Origin of the sequence: Kocuria sp. (assembly GCF_030538595.1) — a bacterium.
In the GTDB taxonomy this organism is placed as follows: domain Bacteria; phylum Actinomycetota; class Actinomycetes; order Actinomycetales; family Micrococcaceae; genus Kocuria.
Window position 1 is genome coordinate 58,985 of record NZ_JAUNTS010000005.1, and the last position, 18,880, is coordinate 77,864.

Consider the following 18,880-nt stretch of genomic DNA (forward strand, 5'->3'; position numbering starts at 1 on the left):
CGCACGCATCGAGTACCCGGCCATTGTGCCAGAGATGTGCAACTCTTGCAGGCAGCGGGTACTCGATGTCGGTCAGATCAGTGTTCAGGGTCGGCAAGAACACCGTTCAATGTCGGCAGGAACACTGTTCGATGTCGGCAAGATCACTGCTCGATCTTCAACGCCTGACGCCAACTCAGGGATCGACCGCCCTGGAACACCGCCCGTTGATAGATCTTCTCTCCCAGCCTGACCATCAGCCATCCGAAGGCCAAACAGATGGCCAGGGACACAAACGGCTCCCACATCTGGGCTTGCCCCTCCAGGACTCTCACGGGCATGGCAATGGAGGAAATGATGGGGAGGTAGGAGGCCACCGCCAGCCACGGCCCCTGGGCCAGAATGCCGGCGAACATTCCAGCCAGCAGCACCATGGAAATGGTGGTCGAGTTGGACTGCAGATCCTCTGTGCGGGAGGCCAGCGATCCCAGCACTGCCCAGATGGTGGCCTGGGCGGCAAATCCAAAGACGAAGAACACTATGAACCAGCCGGCCGCTTGCAAGGCCCAGCCGAACTCGGAGGTGGCTCCCATGAGATTTGCGGTCAGCAACCCTGTGGCCCCGTACAAGGCAATCTGCCCAAAGGCCAACAGACAGTTGCCCAGCACTTTGCCGTACAGCAACTGGCGGATGGGAATGGCTGTGGCCAGGATCTCCACCACGCGGTTCTGCTTCTCCTCCAGCACCGAGTTGGCAATGGCCATGCCAAAGATCAACGCGGACATGTAGAACAGCATGGCGAACACCAGTCGCATCATGTACGTGGCAAATCCGCGGTCCTGCCCACCGGTCAGGAATTCCACGCGGGCTTGGGCGCCATCGGTGAGCTGCTGCTGGGTCATGCCTGCAGCTTGGGCGTTGCTGCTCATGGCGTACTCGCTCACGGCAGCCGTCAACGTGTTGTTCAGAGTGCCACCCAGCTCTGAGTCCGCCAGGATCACCCATTCGCCGTTCTCCTGGTACACGGCGGCGTCCGCCTCCCCCTCAGCCACGAGGTTTCGGGCGTCTTCCCGGCTGGTTTGTTCAGCTGAGAGTGAGTCCTCCCCGGAGAGCATGCCCGCAGCCATGGTCACCAGGTCCGTGCCTTCCGCGCTGTCCGTGGCCACGGTGAAATCGGAACTTCGGTTGGCCATGAAGGCGTTGAAAACCACCAGTCCCACAATCAGGACCACAGTGAACAGCGTGGAGAACAGGAAAGTCTTGTCCCGCACTTTCACCATGACCTCACGGATGAGAACAATCCGCCAGGGTTGTTCAGCGCTGTGGGTCGGCTGCTGCGGTGAGTCAAGCGTGGTGCTCATCGGGTCACCTCACGGTAGATCTCGGACAGGGTGGGGGTCAGGTCAGTGAATTCCAGTAATCCGTGTTCCACGGCGCGGCCCAGGAGGGCTTCGCGTGCTGCGGCGTCGGCCAGGATCACGGTGGCCCGGGTGCCTTCAATGTCTTCAACCTGCACCCCGGGCAGTCCACGTACCCAACCCACATCTCGGCTGCAGCGCAACAGATGGCGTTGCGGGCGGGAGGCGCGCAAGTCCTTGGCCGTTCCAGCGGCAAGGACCTTTCCCTGATCCAGAATCACCATGGAGTCGCACAGGCGATCCACCAGATCCAGTTGGTGGGAGGAAAACAACACCGGGACGCCACGATCCAGGTGCTCGCGGAGCAGATCCACCATGGAGTCCACCGCCACGGGGTCCAGGCCGGAAAACGGCTCATCCAGAATCAAGGCCTTGGGCTGATGCAACAACGCAGCCGCCACCTGGACCCTCTGCTGATTACCCAGGGACAGGGTTTCCAATTTGTCCTTGATCCGGTCCCCCAGTCCAAAACGATCCAGGAGACGCCCGGATTCAGCCAACGCATCCGCCCTGGACATTCCGCGTAGCTGCCCCAAATATCCCAGCTGATCAAGGATCGCCTGCTTGGGGTACAACCCACGTTCTTCCGGCATGTACCCGGTGGCCGCGCGATCAGCAGCGGTGATCGGACGGCCATCCCACAGCACTTCACCAGCGGTGATCTTCAGAACACCCATGATCATGCGCATGGTGGTGGTTTTCCCCGCACCATTGGCTCCGATGAATCCGGTCATCTGCCCGGGTTCCACGGCAAAGGAAACCTGATCCACCACAGTTTTGTCACCGAATGTGCGGCTCAGGCCGTGGACCTCAAGACGATGCCCGCTGCCGCCGGGGTGATAGGTGGTGGTGCTGTGGTTCCAACGGGGCTGGCCGTCCTGCGTGCCATCACGGTCTTGCTGACCTGGCTGCGCGGACACTGGTTCTGAATCGGTGGTGGACCGCTGGCTGGTCACGGGTACCTCCTGGTTGCCAAAAAGGATGCACAGGTTGCCACATGTATGTTCTGGCTGCTGACATGTGCTCTTTCAGCCAGCTTAGAAAGCCACACCGGTCAGGGGATCCGCCGCAAGGTGGAACTCGGTCAGGGGTTTGCTCCCCCGCGGGGATGGTTGACCAACCCCGTTCGGTAGGCAAAAACCACAGCCTGGACCCGGTCTCGGCTGCCCGTTTTGGCCAGCACATTGGAAACATGCGTTTTGACGGTGGCAGCACCCAGAAAGAGGGCCTGGGCGATCTCCGCATTGGACATGCCATCCGCCACCAGGCGGAGTACCTGCGTTTCCCGTTCGGTCAGCGAGTCCACGGACCTTTGTTCATCTGCTGTGCGGTGTACCTCGGAAGTTGCCGGCGGTGTGGTTGGTGACTCGGAGGTGGCGGAGCGGGTGCTCAGTTCCCGAATGACCTTCAGGGTGGCCTCCGGGGCCAACAGTGCGTGGCCGTCTGCCACTGCATGCAGTGCGTCAATCAGATCATCAGGGTCAGCATTTTTGAGCAGAAATCCGCTGGCCCCGGCCTGCAGAGCCGCAAACAGGTAGTCGTCCCGATCAAAGGTGGTCAAGATGATCACCTTGGTGCCGCCTGCAGCCACGATCTGGCCAGTGGCTTCAATGCCATCCATGACGGGCATCTGCACATCCATGAGCACCACGTCCACGTCTCCGCGAGCAGCGCGTTGCACCGCCTCCAATCCGTTGACAACTTGATCCACCACCTGAATGTCGGATTCGGTGGAGAGCACCATGGAGAAACCGGAACGCACCAGGGCATGGTCATCGGCAAGCAGCACGCGAATCATGTCTCAAAATCCTTCCATGCCGTGGCATCCATAAGGCCAGCGACATCCATGTGGCCAGCGACATCCGTTACGCCGGGTACATCCACTTGGCCAGCGACATCCGTTGGACCAGCAGTTCGCCTAGCCGGCTACCTCCGCCTGGCCAGTCACCTTCATCTGACCAGCGGAGCTCCCCCGATCGACGTCGGAGGAGTACCGGACCAAGGGAAAGTCAATGCGGACCCGCCATCCTGGGCCCGGAGTTCTGGGGCCAATGTCGCAACTTGCGCCGTGGATCTGCGCACGTTCGCGTATTCCCACCAGACCGTACCCGCTGCCGGAGGTGCCACCGCGTGGGCGACCGTTGTCCAGAACCTCCAATTCCAGAATGCGACTGGCCCCGGGTGAAACTTGGCGGGCTTCCTGTGAAGGATCGTGGGCTTCCAAACTGCGCACCACAACGGAAACCTGGCGTCCCGTGGAATGGCGGACAACGTTGGCCAATGATTCCTGGACGCAGCGGTAGAGGGAGAGCCCAAGTCCCGGCGGGAGATCGGCCAAGTCCTGGGATTCGATGGCAAGTGTCAGCGTTACCGAAAGCCCCATGTCAGCGTATTGGCGCACCAAATCCTGCAAGTCTTCGGCACCGTGGGCCGTGAATGCAGTGTGCTCAGGACCGTCTTCCCGTAGCACCCCCAATAATTGCCGAGTTTCTGTGACTGCGTGACGGCTGGAGGCTTCTACGGTGCGCATGGCCTGTTCAGCGGCTTCCGCGTTTTGGTGCAGCATCTTGCGGGCGGCACCTGCTTGGATGCCGATCGCAGAGACGTGGTGGGCCACAACATCGTGCAGTTCCCGGGCAATGCGTAGCCGTTCATCCACCACCGCACGGTGGGCCAGTGCATCGGCCTGTTCAGCGATTTTTACGGATTGCCGTTGAATCTGCTCTCTACGCCACGCGGCTCTCCAGGAGGCACGCCCCGCATAGACGGCACCCCCGAAAAAGGCGAGATTCACCAGCACCATGAGCAGGATGTAGCCGCTCAAGGGGTCAAAGGGGCCATCTCCCGCGTCAAAGTTTTCGGCTATGTCCCGAAAACTGGAGGCCACGGCAAGATCGATGGTGCCCCAAGCTGTGATCACCAGCCCCAGGGCAACAACCGCTATGCCGGCTGCTTCCCGGGATCGGCTCCACGCCACTGCCGCATAAATGGAGGCGAAATACACCACCTGCGTGGCCAAGGCCAAGGTGGACAAGATGTTGATGTAGCTACCCACCATGAACGCCACCGTGGAGATGGTCATGACCAGGATGGGCCAGCGTCGCCGGAAGATCAGCGGCAGTCCAATGGCCAAAATCACGGCGTAGCCCCACCAGCGCTGACTGCCCTCTGTGACGCCGTAAAAACTCTCCGACAACGCCAGGTTCAGAAGCGCTGCGGATGTGAGCAGCATGGCACCCACGGCATCACGGCGGTTCCCCTGCGGTCCGGGATCTGGCCGCTGCCAGGCACCCGCCTCCGGGTGTCCCATCAGCCCGGCCAACCCCACTTCTGGCCATCTCCGAACCCGTTGACGTGTTGTGGACTGAGCAGGCTCAGCCCCCGGGTCCACAGTGGTGACGGTGGTTTCAGTACTCACCCGCACCACGTTAGCGCTGCCAGACCGGCCGCGGATCCGCCTGGGGGCGGAGTTGGACTCGGCGCAGTTACCTGCGTTCTCCACCACGACGACGAATCGCCGAGTACCACGCCGTCATGCTGGCGGCATCCGTGAAGGCCAGTGCTGACAATGCACCCAGCGCCGGGGCAGCCTGTCCTGACCTGCGAGCCAGCGCGGCAAGGCCCGTACCGGCTGCCACTTCCAGCCCAGCTACGGCCAACAGGATTTCTGGCCGCTTCAACACCGCCCGGTGAAGACTGGGAACCACACCGGCTGCAGTGGGCTTCTGGGTCAGCGCCTGGACAAAAGCCTGCGCCGTGGTGCCCGGCTCCCAGTGGGTCACACCTTCGACGTCGTTGATGTCCTTTGCACCCTCCACAATCTTTGCTGCCAAGGGCGGAAGTCCCAGGAGTTGCAGCACAGATTCCAGAACCAACGGAGTGGAGGGCCCGTCCACGTAATTGGCCAGGCGTTTGGTGTCCACCGGATCCAGATCAAGTACAGAAGCCACAGATTCAATCTGCACCTGCGTGGTCCGGGAACCACAGATCCCCACCACCTCCCGGGTCAAGGCCGCCGCGGCAGAGGCATCCTCCGCACCGGACACTGCCGTCCACTGCGGCCCCCAGGACAGTCCGCAGACGGCATCCACGTGGTCCATGTCCGTGTAACTCGCAGGGTCTTCATCCCCCAGCAGCACTTCCAGGGAACGGGCCGAACCATCTGAGGAGACCGCAATGGCAGGTTCCGCCAAACCGGTGCGCAGGGCCCACCAGCCGTTTTCGTCGTCGGGAATCACCACGGACCAACCATCCCGGGAAACCGCCGTCAACCCAACCTGTGCAGCGGCCGCCAGCAGGGGTAGCTCCGGGGCGTCCAGGTGGACCACCAGGGCCCGGCGCAGGTGCGGGTGCACGGGTTCCAGCAATTGACCGGTCATCCGGTGCACAGTGGCTGCCAATTCCTCCACGGCGTCACCGGCCACCACGGATCCGTCTGCTCCCACGGTTGCCGTTCGGCCGTCGTCGTCCACCAGAACTGCAACCTGGAGGTAGGAAGGCCCTTCAGCACAGGCTGCCACTGCACGGTGGTACCCTAGAACGCTGCGAATCCCGCGCGGGGTGGGCACCAATTCCGCGGGCTCATCACCCGCTGGGTCACCCGGCAGGGTGTAGGGCTGAACACCGTCAATGCGGACTGCCAGCGGCAGGATGTTCCATCCGCCCAGCGCACGATCCCCAGCGCTCTGGGCAGCTCCTGTGGGCACGGCGCGATCCGGATCGTCAGCACCCATGCCGCCCGTGGGATCGGGCAGTGCATCGGACCCGCCGGCAGGTCCGTGATGTGAAGGTGTCATGTCCGTCATCGTACTAGCGCGCCCTGAATGTCCGCCTGCCCAAAACTAGATGATGTTTCTTACCGAGATACCCGCCTTCTTGGTCATGGAAAGGACCGTGGACCCGGTGCGTTCAGCAATCCGGGCCCGCGGTCCTCACCCATGTCTAGGAGCAGAAATCAGGAGATGATGACATCAACACCGATTCAGCGGATCTCCCAGCTGACCTTTGGCGTGGTTGGTCATGCGGCCGGTATTTCAAATTCCGTGGTGAACTCGTCAATGGTCTCGTCCGAGCCGATGACATCAGCGCCACGGCGGGTGTACTCCACCAGGTAGGTGTCCGCGCGCTCATCCGCCACGAATGCGATCCACCCTGTGTGCTCACCGCCGTCACGCCGTGATACATCCTCGAAGGGGGTGAATCCGGCCGACTCCATTTCAGACTCCACCGAGCGAGTCTTGTTGTTCCAGAAGTCAGCGCCATCGTCCCAGGAGATCTTGAAGTTCCCAGCCGAGACCAACCCACCGTACTCCGTACCCGGTGTGACCTTGACCTCCATGAGCACCACCTCGCCGCCGGCGTCAATGGTCTCGGCCTCTTCCTCCGACTGGAAGTCACGAACCACCGAGACCACCTCAATCGAGTCCCCCATGTCCGGATCCTCGATGGTTTCACCGACCTCAACTTCAGTCTGGTCGCCGCTGGCATCAGCCGCGGAACCTGCCTCGGCAGTCTCGGTCTCCGAGGCCTCATCAGTTGCTGCATCGGTGGGCGTGGCCGTGGTGTTTTCATCCGTGGCGGTTTCGGTGGCCGTCGTGGTCGTCTCAGTTTGAGACTCGTCTGTGCTGGAGTCCCCATTGCTGCCGCCACAGCCAGTGATCAGAAGCGTTCCGCTGAGGACGGCGGCTAGTGCGATGGACGAATGCTGGAGGTTTTTCACGGTCTCCCCTTTGAAGCGCGATGTGGATTCGGTGCTTTTTCATGTAGAGAGGTCCGCAGCAACAGAAGCACTTTCGATGTCGACGACCACCAAGCAGCGGACACACGCGGCTTGTAGCCCCTGATGGGTCGACTACTTGGCTAGACATCAAAATGTTTGCGCTGGCAAACCACGTCTACAAGCGCAGATTATTCACTCACCTTCGGCCAGTGCAAGGTGATTTGCTTTTGTTACGCCACCCATCCACCGGCTGTGGTTGAAGCCACCAGCTCACGCAGGGCCTGGTGAGCTGCTGCGTCAGTGCAAAGAACCGACTTCCACCGTGGTGCCATCGGCAATGCACGCAATGGCCGTGCGGATACGCTCGGCCACCCGTGGCGGCAGATAGGAATCCAGTTCCTCCGGGGCCACCCACTCATGGCCCAGTAGTTCTTCTTCCTGAACCGTGATGGTGGTGTTGGACGGGATCTGGCCGCCGTCGTAAAGGAAGGAGACGGAGTCTCCCCAGATGCCCTGGTTGATCCCGTGGGCCACCAGCAGGAGACGACCCTCCGGCAGTTGGAGACCCACTTCCTCCACGACTTCCCGGAAGCACCCGGTCCGGGGATCTTCACCGGCCTCTGTGGTGCCGCCGGGCAGCGTCCAGCCGTCCTTGTAGTTGGGCTCCACCAGCAGAACCCGCCCGGACTCGTCGCGGATCACGGCAGCTGAGGCCAACCGGCGGGTGGGCAACGAGTCGATGAACGTTTTCAGCTCGTGTTCAGGCAGGTGGGAACTCATGGCGCGGCGCTGGCCTTCCGTGGTTGTTACTTCAGGAATTTCTCAAAACCCTTGGGCAGATCCTTCAGATCCGGCTGCTGCTCCTGTGGCATACCGAAAGCAGAACCCGCTGCTGACTGCTTGGTGGTGGCTGCCGCATTTTCCTGAGCTCGCTTGGCCGGATTGCCGGAACGAGAGCCCTTCTTCTTGCCCTTGGCGTTCTTGGCCTTGCCCTTGCCCCCGGCCATGCCAGGCATTCCGGGCATCCCGCCCATGGCAGGCATACCACTGCCGCCGCCAGCACCCATGCCTGGCATGCCGCCGCCCATACCGGGCATCCCCGGCATGCCCTTGCCCTGCGCCATCTTTTTCATCATCTTCTGGGCCTGCATGAACCGCTCCATGAGCTGATTCACCTCAGAGACGGTGGCTCCGGAGCCTTTGGCAATGCGGGCGCGGCGGGAGCCGTTGAGAATCTTGGGCGCAGCACGTTCGTGCGGGGTCATGGAACGGATGATGGCCTCAATACGCCCAATGGAGGATTCGTCAAAAGCCTCGATCTGCTCACGCATCCCGGCCATGCCGGGCATCATGCCCAGCAGCTTCTTCATGGAGCCCATCTTTTTGAGCTGCTGCATCTGGACCAGGAAGTCATCAAAGGTGAAGTCCTCCTGATCGGCGAACTTCTGGGCCATTTTCTGGGCTTCTGCCCGGTCCCAGTTCTGTTCGGCCTGCTCAATCAGGGTGAGGACATCGCCCATGTCCAGGATGCGGCTGGCCATGCGGTCCGGGTGGAACTGTTCAAAGTCCTTCACGCCTTCGCCGGTGGAGGCGAACATGATGGGTTTGCCAGTCACGGAGGCCACGGACAGTGCGGCACCTCCGCGGGCATCGCCGTCGAGCTTGGAAAGCACCACGCCCGTGAAATCCACGCCTTCGTTGAACGCCTGTGCGGTCTGGACGGCGTCCTGACCGATCATGGCGTCAATCACGAACAGGACTTCCTGCGGGTCCACGGCATCTCGGATGTCCCGGGCCTGGGCCATCAGCGCCTGGTCCACGCCCAGGCGTCCCGCGGTGTCCACGATGACGACGTCGAACAGTTTGGCGCGTGCGTGTGCCACACCATCGCGGGCCACCTGGACGGGATCACCCGTGGGGTCGTCGAATTCGGAAGTGGTCCCCGGATGCGGGGCCCAGACCGGAACCCCCGCACGGTCGCCCACCACCTGTAGCTGGGTCACGGCGTTGGGACGCTGGAGGTCGGAGGCCACCAGAAGTGGTCGGTGCCCCTGTGATTTCAACCAGTTGCCCAGTTTTCCGGCCAAGGTGGTTTTACCGGCGCCTTGCAGGCCGGCCAGCATGATCACCGTGGGGCCGGACTTGGCCATCCGAATACGTCGGGTCTCCCCACCCAGAATGTCCTGGAGTTGGGTGTTGACGATTTTGACGATCTGCTGAGCCGGGTTCAGCGCCTCATTGACCTCCGCACCCAAGGCGCGTTCCTTGACCGCGGCGGTGAACTCGCGGACAACGGGGACGGCAACGTCAGCATCCAGCAAGGCACGCCGGATCTCACGCACGGTGGCATCAACGTCTGCCTCGGTGAGCTTGCCCTTGCCGCGCAGGTTCTTGAACGTGGCTGTGAGGCGATCGGAGAGGGAGTTGAACACGGGTTCCTCGCTGTGCGGTACGGCAAAAAGACAAAAAGGGAAACGGCTCTGAGCCGCAGTGGGCCACGATCACGGACCGCAGTGGGTTACGGCCGCAGGTGGCAATGACCCAGGTTAACAACCTTCCCCCGTGCGGGCGCATTCGCGCCCGGGTCTTACGCGGAGAGCCGCTGCTGATCCTGGGTCTGCACCACCGGAAGTTCCTGCGTGGCACCCCCGGTACCACGAGCATTCTGAGTCCTGGCACGCTGAACTCGGATCTCTCCGGTGTTCAGGGGCGTCACAGTGGCCACGTACTGCTGGCGGCCATCCGCATCCACTCCCGCGGGTTCAGCCACCACGGTTTTGCGCACCTTGGGGAAGACGAATTTGTCCATGGCCCACCAGCGGAACACCATGGCAAGAGCGGTGCCCAGAATGGGCCCCGCGATGAAGTCAGCAGTCTCCTGGACCAGCAGGCTGTAGGCGGGGGTTTCCAGCCCGATCACATACCGGGAGACGTAGACCGGTGCGCTGTTCAGCAGAATGCCGATGCCGCAGACCGCAGCGAACAGGATCATCTCCAGTCCCGAGTTGTGCGCACCCTGCTGGGAGAAGGTCCACTTCTTGTTCAGGTAGTAGGAGACAACGCTGGCCACCGTGGTGGCCACGATCATGGACGTGGTGGGGTTGGAACTGAGCACCGTCCACTTCAAGGCAAAGTTCAGCACCACGGTCAGGGCAAAGCAGGTCCCGCCCACAGCCAAGAACCGCATCTGACGGTTGTACTTGCTGCGCATGGATGCCGCGCGTTGGGCAATCTGAGTCACGTCCGGTGGCCACCTCTCCCACAGTGCGTGGGATCCCCGCACGCGATTCACCAGTCTATGAAAGAACCTGGCCATACACCGGAAGGATCCTGTGATTTTGACGACGCCGGTGGGCCCGGTCCGCAGACCGGGCCCACCGGCGTCGTTCAATTCCGTGGACCGGTTCTCAGATGGCGGTGTCGTCCCGTTCGCCGGTGCGGACCCGGACCACCTCCGCGATGTCCACCACCCACACTTTGCCGTCGCCTGCGCGTCCGGTATTGGCCGAGGACACCAGAACACCTACAACGTCCTGCTCCGCTGCATCCTCCACCAGAATCTCAATGCGGGTTTTCTCCAGCAGATCCACGGTGTATTCAGCTCCGCGGTAGACCTCCGTGTGCCCGCGCTGCTGCCCGTACCCGTGGACGTTTTGAACGGTCATGCCCTGGATCCCGTATTCCTCCAATGCAGATTTGATCTGGGGGAACTTCTCCGGGCGCACAATCGCTGTGACGAGTTTCATCAAGGAGCCTTTCGGTACAGAAGACAAAGAGCTTGCGGGTCAGTGATCAGAAGTGTTTGGGTTTGCCGGACTCGGCGGGACGCATACTGGCGCCCGTGGTGGTGCGCGGCAGGAAAGAACCGGAAGCATCACCGGCCAGGTTGTACCCGGATTCCGCGTGAGTGGTGACGTCGATTCCCTGGATCTCTTCTTCTTCCGTGATGCGGAACCCAATGGTCTTGTCGATCACCACGGCAATGATGGTGGTCAGCACCGCGCAATAGGCAACGGAGATCACAACCGCCAGCACCTGTGTGCCCAACAACCCGAAACCGCCACCGTAGAACAAGCCAGCGGTACCTTCCGAAGGCAGCGCAATGAAGCCCAGTGCCACGGTGCCCACCAGCCCTGAAACCAGGTGCACGCCGATCACGTCCAGCGAATCGTCCATCTTCAACCGGTACTTCAGACCCACGGCAATGGCTGAGGCAATGCCGGAGACAAAGCCCAGGACCATGGCCCAGATGGGGGAAATGTTGGCGCAGGCGGGGGTGATGGCCACCAGACCCGCCACCACTCCGGAGGCACCACCCAGGGAGGTGGCGTGACCATCGCGCATCCGTTCGGTCAACAACCACCCCAGCATGGCAGCAGACGGTGCTGCCATGGTGTTGACCAGGATCAGACCGGCTTGTTCGGGGGAATCAGCGGCACCCACGTTGAAGCCGAACCAGCCGAACCACAGAATGGCGGCGCCCAGCATGACCAAGGGCAGGTTGTGCGGACGCTGGTTGGGGTCCTTGCCAAAGCCCTTGCGCGCACCCACGATCACAATCAGGATCACCGCTGCCACACCGGCGTTGATGTGCACCACCAAACCGCCGGCAAAGTCAATTGCCTCCCCGAAACGGGAGCCGATGGCGCCATCTTCCGTGAGCAGCCCACCACCCCACACCATGAAGGCAAGCGGTGCGTACACCAAGGTGGCCCAGATGGGCACGAACACGGCCCAGGCACCGAACTTGGCGCGGTCTGCAATGGCCCCGGAGATCAAGGCCACGGTGATGATGGCAAAGGTGGCACCAAACGCAGCCCCCAGCAGGTCGCCGGTGCCAATCAGGTTGTTCAAACCGAAGGCGGAGGTTGGATCGGCCACCAGACCACCCAGAATGGAATCCCCACCAGACATCGAGTAACCCCACAGCACCCACACCACTGTGACCAGGCCGATGGAAATGAAGCTCATGAGCATCATGTTCAGAACAGCCTTGGCGCGAGTCATCCCGCCGTAGAACAAAGCCAAACCGGGGGTCATGAACAGCACCAGGGCCGAAGCCACCACCGTCCACACGTCGCCAGCTGTCAGCGTGATCGAATCCACGCTGCCTCCCTTCCTGCCCATCCGGCTCACAGCCGAATCACGGTGAATCTTTCACCTGCATTCAAGAAGGGGGATGTTTCCGTTCTCGGTTGGCCCTGTTGCCGTCATGTTTCGTGCGGGGTGTGCGTGTGACGGTCAGATGACGCGGCCGGTCAGCTTGGCCATCTGATCCAGTTCGGCCATCCAGATCGGCCGCCCAGTTCAGTCGAGCAGTGCGTCCACAAATTGCTCCGGGTCAAACGGAGCCAGATCATCCGGGCCCTCACCCAATCCAATGAGTTTGACCGGAACACCCAGTGCCCGCTGAATGGCCACCACAATGCCGCCTTTGGCAGTGCCGTCCAGTTTGGTCAGCACAATGCCCGTGACATCCACAGCTTCGGAAAACACCTTGGCTTGGACCATGCCGTTCTGTCCCGTGGTGGCATCAATCACCAGGAGTACTTCATCCACTTCAGCGGCTTTGGAGACCACTCGCTTGATCTTGCCGAGCTGGTCCATGAGCCCAGCTTTGTTCTGCAACCGCCCGGCGGTGTCCAGCAGCACCACATCAGATTCAGCTTCAATTCCGGCCTTCACGGCATCAAATGCCACCGAGGCCGGATCTGCACCTTCAGCTTCCGAGCGCACGGTCACCACGCCCACGCGATTGCCCCAGGTCTGGAGTTGATCGGCGGCGGCGGCGCGGAAGGTGTCCGCAGCACCGAGCACCACGTCTTTGTCCTCGGCCACCAACACACGCGCCAGCTTGCCCACCGTGGTGGTTTTGCCCACGCCGTTGACTCCCACCACAAGAACCACTGCCGGGGCCAGGTCTTTGCGGTCGATGGCAAGGGAACGATCCATGGCCGGGTCCACCAGTTTGAGCAGTTCTTCGCGCAGCATGGCCTTCACGCGGGTGGGGTCTTGGGTGCCTTCCACCTTGACTCGCTGCTGCAAGGACTCCACCAAGTCCGTGGCGGCATCCGCGCCCAGATCTGCCAGCAGCAGGGTTTCTTCGATCTCGTCCCAGACATCTTGGTCAACGCGGTCACGCGACAGCAGTGCCAACAACCCGCGGCCGAACACGTTGTTGGACTTGGCCAGTCGACCGCGCAGGCGGGCCATGCGGGTGTTCACGGACTCCGGGCGGTCCACACTGGGTTTGGTGGGTGTGGGCGTGGCGGTGGCCTCGTCCGTCGTCGTCGTGGATTCCTGTCCTTCAGCATCCCCGGCGCCCTCCGGTGCGGGGTCATCGGCATCTCGGGTGGAGGTGTATCCACCGGGGGGTGCCTTGGGGCCGCGCAGCAGCACAAAGCCCAAGATCGTCAGGATCACGACGGCAACGATCACGTACACAAACACGGGTATCTGGTCCACGTGCTTATTGCATCATGGTCGGCACGGCCCGCGCAGCTTGGTTCACCGCATGACACCACCAACCCCCGCAGCCCAGGGCGAACGATCACGGCAATACGTGCAAGCCCTCCTAGACTTCTGGCGTGTCCCCAGCCAAGCGTGCGGCCCGCAACCAGGCCCCCAAACAACCCATTCCGCAGGAAGTCAAAGTCCTGATTGCTGCGGCCTTTGCCATTGCGCTGGGCTTCGGCATTGTGGTGCCCGTGCTGCCGCAGTACGCCGCCAGCTTCAACGTGGGTGTGGCAGCGGCTTCCGCTGTGATCTCTGCCTTTGCATTCTGTCGGCTGATTTTTGCCCCGGCGGGCGGCCGAATTCTGGACAAGATTGGCGAGCGCCGCACCTACATCACCGGCTTGCTGATTGTGGCGCTGTCCTCCTTTGCCACCGCTTTTGCCGGGGACTACTGGCAGTTGTTGATCTACCGCGGTCTGGGTGGGATTGGCTCCACCATGTTCACGGTCTCCGCCATGGGGCTCATTGTGCGTCTCTCCCCCGTCTCCGAACGCGGGCGGATCTCCGGGCTCTACGGTTCCACGTTTCTGATCGGCGGCATTTTGGGTCCGGTGATTGGCGGCCTGCTGGCCGGCATTGGGTTGCGTGCACCGTTCCTCATCTACGGCGTGGCGATTCTGATTGCCGCAGCCGTGGTGTACTTCCGCATTGCACCTGATGCTCTGGGTGACCGAAAGAGTCGAACGGCGCAACCGCGGATGTCCTTCCAAGAGGCTTGGGCTTTCGGGCCGTACCGCGCCGCGCTGGTCTCTGGCTTTGCCAACGGCTGGACCTCCTACGGCATCCGCGTGGCTTTGGTTCCCCTGCTGGTTGCAGCAGCCTTTGGCGCGGGCCCCGTGCTCTCCGGCGTCGCTTTGACCATCTATGCCGCAGGTTCGGCCGTTGCCCTGACCTTCACCGGGCGACTGGCCGATCAGCTGGGGCGTAAGCCCTTGGTCATCACGGGCCTGCTGGTGGCAGGTGCCATGACCATCGTGGTCGGGGTGACGGAGAATGTTTACGTCTTTGCCGTGGCTTCCTTCCTGGCCGGGGTGGGTTCGGGCACGTTGAGCCCGGGACAGCAGGCCGCCGTGGCAGACGTGGTTGGTCCTCATCGTTCCGGCGGACAGGTCTTGGCCCGGTTCCAGATGTCCATGGACGCCGGGCAGATCGTGGGCCCCATTGCCGCCGGTGCAATCGTGGATGCCGCAGGCTTCGGATGGGCATTCGGGCTCTCCGGTCTCATGCTGCTGCTGGCCAGCCTGGCCTGGATTCCAGTCACGGACACCACCAAACGCCACGACGTCGATGCCGTTCCCACCGGCTCCATTCCCCAAGTCCCGTTGCGGGAGGACTCCGAGGGTGACGCCGCCGGCCCTCAGTCCCCCAAGTCATGAAAGTTGACCGCGTCAGCACCTCAGCGGAGGTCTTTGAGTCGCTGTCCCAGCACCGTGGTCACGCCGTCACGCATGGTGACCCCGTACACGGCGTCGGCGATTTCCATGGTGCGCTTTTGGTGCGTGATCACAATGAGCTGTGAGGACTCCTGCAGCTGTCGAATGATGGTCAACAACCGTCCCAGGTTGCGGTCGTCCAGAGCCGCCTCCACCTCGTCCAGAACGTAGAACGGCGATGGCCTGGCCTTGAAAATGGCCACCAACATGGCAATGGCCGTCAGGGACCGTTCTCCACCGGAGAGCAGGGACAGGCGCTTGATCCTCTTGCCCGCAGGCCGGGCTTCCACCTCGATCCCGGTGGTGAGGTAATCACTGGGATCGGTTAACCGAAGACGCCCCTCACCCCCCGGGAACAAGGTGGAGAACACGCCGGTGAACTCTCGTTCGACGTCGTGCCATGCCTCCGTGAAGACCCGCTCCACGTGTTCATCCACGTCCTTGATGATCTGGCGCAGGTCAGCGCGGGACTTCTTGAGGTCTTCCAACTGTTCCGAGAGGAAGGAGTGCCGTTCCTCCAAAGCAGCGAACTCTTCAAGCGCCAGGGGGTTGACCCTCCCCAGCTTGCTGAGATCCTTCTCCGCAGCCGCCAGGCGCTTTTCCTGTTCAGCGCGGACGTACGGTGTGCCCAGTGCCGCACCGGGATCGGCCTGAGGAGCCTCCACTGCGGCCGCTGTGCCCAGATCCTCTGCGGTCGAATCATCCCCGCTGTCAGCAGAGGTAGCCGCAAGTTCCTGCGGGTCCACTCCGTCCCGTTCGGCCTCCAACTCCCTACGGGCTGCGGCTGCAGCCGCCCGCTCATCACGCTGCTGAGCCACCTCCAGGACGGCATCCGCATCCGGGACCAGCAGGTGTGGCCCGTAATTCTCCACCAGAGCATCCGGAGTCAATCCCAGATCATCCAGAGACTTGGCCTCCAGAGACTCAATCCGAGCGCGCTGTTGGGCCCGGGCCAGCTCATCCCGGTGCACGCTGTCCGTGAGTTCGTGAACGCGCGTGGCCAAGGCATCGTTGGCGGTGCGCACTCCTGCCAGTTCGGTATCAAGCTGCGCACGTATCCGCTCTGCCCGTTCCCGCTGCGCTTCCGCAAGCTCCACGGAGGCGTCAATGCGCACCACAATCTGCTCCACGGCCTCCACCGTGGCTTGGGCATTGCGGGCCTGCAAACGACGCCGTTCAGCCCGTTGCGCCGCCTCTTCACGGGCGCGGCGCTCGGCAGCCGCCGCCCGTTCTTGTGAATGCGCACGGTTGCCCAAGGCACGGGCCTGTTCCTCCAGCGAACGCAGTGCCAATCGTGCCTCGGTCTCTGCAGACCGTGCGGTGGAGGCCGCCGTTTGGGCCGTGTCGCGTGCTGCCACCGCCACCAGGTGACGTTGCTCATCGGCGTCGTCATCAGTGGTGTCCTGAGCTGCCTCCAAGCGATTGAGGGCATCGACCAAGGCGCGCTGGTGGGCAGCCACCTGGTCTTGCGCTTGATGAACCTGGCGGTCGAATCGTTCGGATTCTGCTTGGGCGGATGCCAGCACGGCCTCCGTGCGGGAAAGAGCAGACTGCGCGGCTTGGTGGGCGCGTTCTGCTGTTTGGGATTCGGCGCGCGCTGCCTCGGCCTCCGTGCGCAAGCGGTCACGTTCGGCGTGTGCCTGTTCTGCGGCAGCCGTGGCTTCCGTCAAGGCCACGGCCAGTTCGGCCAGCAGGGTCTCGGCTTCTTCTGCTCGCGCCAAGGTTTCCATGGAGCCGGCGGCCTCTGTGGCGCCGCCCCACGCGCTGCGCGGGGAGAACACATCACCCTGGCGGGTGACCGCACGCACCCCGGGGTGTTCGGCCAGAACCCGCAACCCGGTGGCGGCGTCCTGGACCAGCACGGTGGTGGCCAATTCGGCGCGGACCTGGGCCACCACGGCCGGTGCCACGCTCGCGTGATCGGCATGGTTTTGGTGGCCGGCGACGGAAACAACATCTGCTGCGGCTCGAACTCCTGCCAGACGATGAATCTCGGACGGCAAAGCGGTGTGGGTACCCGCACCGCCATCTGCAGCCGTTCCCGCACCGGGGTTGCCCCCCGATTTCGCGGTGTCGGGGCTGACCACCAGAACGTGGGCCCTACCGGAACCGGCTTCACGCAGGGCTTGGAAGGCGCTGGCCGCTGCCGTGTGTGAGCGCACCGCCAGGGCTTCGGCCAGTGGGCCCAGGGCAGCCGTCACGGCTTTTTCCCACCCGGTTTCCACCGCGAGCAGTTCAGCCACAGCGCCCACCACGGTACCTGCGGCTTGGGCACGCAGCACATGTGAACCATCCGGTTGCTGCACGGAGGAACGTAGCGCCTCCGCACGGGCAGCCTGGGCATCGTGGGACCGCAGCGCTTCCGTCCGAGTCGCATCTGCCGCTCGGGCAAGATCCCGCGCAGTCTCATAGGTCTCCACGGCTTGATCCCGCCGTGACTGGGCGCGCTGGAACACCGCCGTGGCATCATCTGCGGCCACCCGCAGTGCCTCCACTTCACCCGTTGCCCGGTGCCGCCGCTGCGCGGCCTGCGCCACTGTGTCGCGCAGGCGTTGCAGTTCGTTCTCAGCGGCTTCCACCCGGGAACGGGCCGATCCCACGCCCCCGGAAAGTTTGGCCATCCCCTCGCGGCGATCCGCAGCAGCCTGCAGGATCGCGGTCACGGCAGCCTCGGCCTGTTTTGCCTCGGCCTCCGCATCCTCCCGGTCCTGGATGGCCTCCGCCAGAGTGTCCACGGCTGCTTCCACCCGGGACAACATCTGACGTTCCTCTTCCCGGGTCCGCTGCGCCTGTTCGGTCAATCGTTCAGGATCACGGTCACCGGCTGGAGCCTGCTCCGTGGTGCCCAACAACCGGCGTCGTTCAGCGGCCAGCTGATGCAAGGAACGGTGCCGTTCACGCACGGCAGTGAGTTCGTACCAGGTCTCACGCGCCGCGGTCACGGCCGGGATGGCTTGAGCGGCGCGAGCCTCCAACTCGTCCTGCCGCTGCCGCCCTTGGGCCAGATCCCGTTCGGCGGTCTGCTTTTCTTCACGCAACCGACGTTCTGTTTCAACATCAACAGCCAGTGCGGCCTGTGCCTGCACCAGATCATCGGCAAGCAAGCGCGCCCGGGCGTCGCGGACGTCGTACTGGATGCGCTGAGCGCGCCGAGCCACCCGGGCCTGGCGTCCCAGCGGGGTGAGCTGGCGCCTGATTTCGCTGAGCAGGTCCTCCAGACGGTCCAGGTTGACCTGCATGCCTTCCAATTTGCGAACCGTGCGTTCTTTACGACGCCGGTGCTTCAGAATCCCCGCAGCCTCCTCAATGAAACCGCGGCGTTCCTCCGGTGTGGCATGCAGAATGCGATCCAACTGCCCCTGGCCCACCACCACGTGCATCTCCCGGCCCAAACCGGAATCGGACAGCAATTCTTGAATGTCCAGCAAACGGCAGGACTGACCGTTGATGGCATATTCGGAACCACCTGTGCGGAACAGAGTCCGGGAAATGGTGACTTCCGTGTATTCGATCGGCAGGGCGCCGTCGGTGTTGTCAATGGTCAGGGCAACATGCGCTCGGCCCAGGGCAGCTCGTCCGGAGGTACCGGCAAAAATGACGTCTTCCATCTTGCCGCCGCGCAGGGTCTTGGCCCCCTGCTCCCCCATGACCCAGGACAGCGCATCCACCACATTGGACTTACCCGAGCCGTTGGGCCCCACCACACAGGTCACCCCGGGCTCGAACTCAAACGTGGTGGCGGAGGCAAAGGACTTGAAGCCACGCACGGTGAGGGTCTTCAAGTGCACGGGGGTTATCTCCTGGTCAGGGGGCGT

Annotated in this window: 14 protein-coding genes; 1 reads left to right on the top strand and 13 read right to left on the bottom strand. The window is 62.9% G+C overall.

What is annotated here, in order from left to right; translation table 11 throughout:
• Positions 1-143: 143 nt before the first annotated feature.
• The 12 genes from Q4G32_RS05935 to ftsY all read right to left on the bottom strand — a co-directional run bounded on the left by Q4G32_RS05935 (position 144) and on the right by ftsY (position 13,581).
• Complete coding sequence (locus tag Q4G32_RS05935; RefSeq protein ID WP_303349960.1) at positions 144-1,340, bottom strand: ABC transporter permease; 1,197 nt, start codon at positions 1,338-1,340, stop codon at positions 144-146.
• Positions 1,337-2,197, bottom strand: a complete 861-nt coding sequence (locus tag Q4G32_RS05940; RefSeq protein ID WP_303350116.1) for an ABC transporter ATP-binding protein — start codon at positions 2,195-2,197, stop codon at positions 1,337-1,339. The genes Q4G32_RS05935 and Q4G32_RS05940 overlap by 4 nt, the downstream gene beginning before the upstream one ends.
• Before the next feature lie 284 nt (positions 2,198-2,481).
• Positions 2,482-3,195 (bottom strand): response regulator, encoded by a 714-nt coding sequence (locus Q4G32_RS05945; protein ID WP_303349962.1) that lies wholly within the window; start codon positions 3,193-3,195, stop codon positions 2,482-2,484.
• A gap of 120 nt (positions 3,196-3,315) precedes the next feature.
• On the bottom strand, positions 3,316-4,815 hold the full coding sequence (locus tag Q4G32_RS05950) for a sensor histidine kinase (protein ID WP_303349963.1): 1,500 nt from the start codon (positions 4,813-4,815) through the stop codon (positions 3,316-3,318).
• A 67-nt stretch (positions 4,816-4,882) separates the two neighbouring features.
• Positions 4,883-6,193, bottom strand: a complete 1,311-nt coding sequence (locus Q4G32_RS05955; protein ID WP_303349964.1) for a hypothetical protein — start codon at positions 6,191-6,193, stop codon at positions 4,883-4,885.
• 221 nt (positions 6,194-6,414) lie between these two features.
• The gene (locus Q4G32_RS05960; protein WP_303349965.1) at positions 6,415-7,116 is read right to left on the bottom strand and encodes a transcriptional regulator; all 702 of its coding nucleotides are present in this window, start codon (positions 7,114-7,116) and stop codon (positions 6,415-6,417) included.
• Positions 7,117-7,413: 297 nt separating this feature from the next.
• Positions 7,414-7,896: an NUDIX domain-containing protein gene (locus tag Q4G32_RS05965; RefSeq protein WP_303349966.1), complete on the bottom strand. Its 483-nt coding sequence runs from the start codon at positions 7,894-7,896 to the stop codon at positions 7,414-7,416.
• A 26-nt stretch (positions 7,897-7,922) separates the two neighbouring features.
• Positions 7,923-9,548 carry a signal recognition particle protein gene (gene ffh / locus Q4G32_RS05970; protein ID WP_303349967.1) on the bottom strand — a complete coding sequence of 542 codons (1,626 nt, stop codon included), beginning with the start codon at positions 9,546-9,548 and terminating at the stop codon, positions 7,923-7,925.
• A gap of 155 nt (positions 9,549-9,703) precedes the next feature.
• Entirely contained in the window at positions 9,704-10,357 is a 654-nt protein-coding gene (locus Q4G32_RS05975) for a GtrA family protein (protein ID WP_303349968.1), read from the bottom strand.
• A gap of 166 nt (positions 10,358-10,523) precedes the next feature.
• Positions 10,524-10,862, bottom strand: coding sequence for a P-II family nitrogen regulator (locus tag Q4G32_RS05980; protein WP_303349969.1), 339 nt, complete (start codon positions 10,860-10,862; stop codon positions 10,524-10,526).
• A 46-nt stretch (positions 10,863-10,908) separates the two neighbouring features.
• A complete protein-coding gene (locus tag Q4G32_RS05985; RefSeq protein WP_303350118.1) occupies positions 10,909-12,213 on the bottom strand; it encodes an ammonium transporter in 1,305 nt (434 codons plus the stop codon).
• Positions 12,214-12,423: 210 nt separating this feature from the next.
• Positions 12,424-13,581: a signal recognition particle-docking protein FtsY gene (ftsY, locus tag Q4G32_RS05990; RefSeq protein WP_303349971.1), complete on the bottom strand. Its 1,158-nt coding sequence runs from the start codon at positions 13,579-13,581 to the stop codon at positions 12,424-12,426.
• Positions 13,582-13,703: 122 nt separating this feature from the next.
• On the opposite strand from ftsY, the gene Q4G32_RS05995 reads away from it, so the two are divergent.
• Complete coding sequence (locus Q4G32_RS05995) at positions 13,704-15,008, top strand: MFS transporter (RefSeq protein WP_303349972.1); 1,305 nt, start codon at positions 13,704-13,706, stop codon at positions 15,006-15,008.
• Between the two features lie 20 nt (positions 15,009-15,028).
• On the opposite strand, the gene Q4G32_RS06000 is transcribed toward Q4G32_RS05995, so the two are convergent.
• Positions 15,029-18,853, bottom strand: coding sequence for an AAA family ATPase (locus Q4G32_RS06000; RefSeq protein ID WP_303349974.1), 3,825 nt, complete (start codon positions 18,851-18,853; stop codon positions 15,029-15,031).
• Positions 18,854-18,880 lie beyond the last annotated feature (27 nt).

Coding starts and splice junctions, on each gene's coding strand:
- Q4G32_RS05980 (WP_303349969.1), bottom strand. CDS start 10,862: ATGAAACTCGTCACAGCGATTGTGCGCCCGGAGAAGTTCCCCCAGATC.
- Q4G32_RS05935 (WP_303349960.1), bottom strand. CDS start 1,340: ATGAGCACCACGCTTGACTCACCGCAGCAGCCGACCCACAGCGCTGAA.
- Q4G32_RS05965 (WP_303349966.1), bottom strand. CDS start 7,896: ATGAGTTCCCACCTGCCTGAACACGAGCTGAAAACGTTCATCGACTCG.
- Q4G32_RS05955 (WP_303349964.1), bottom strand. CDS start 6,193: ATGACACCTTCACATCACGGACCTGCCGGCGGGTCCGATGCACTGCCC.
- Q4G32_RS05945 (WP_303349962.1), bottom strand. CDS start 3,195: ATGATTCGCGTGCTGCTTGCCGATGACCATGCCCTGGTGCGTTCCGGT.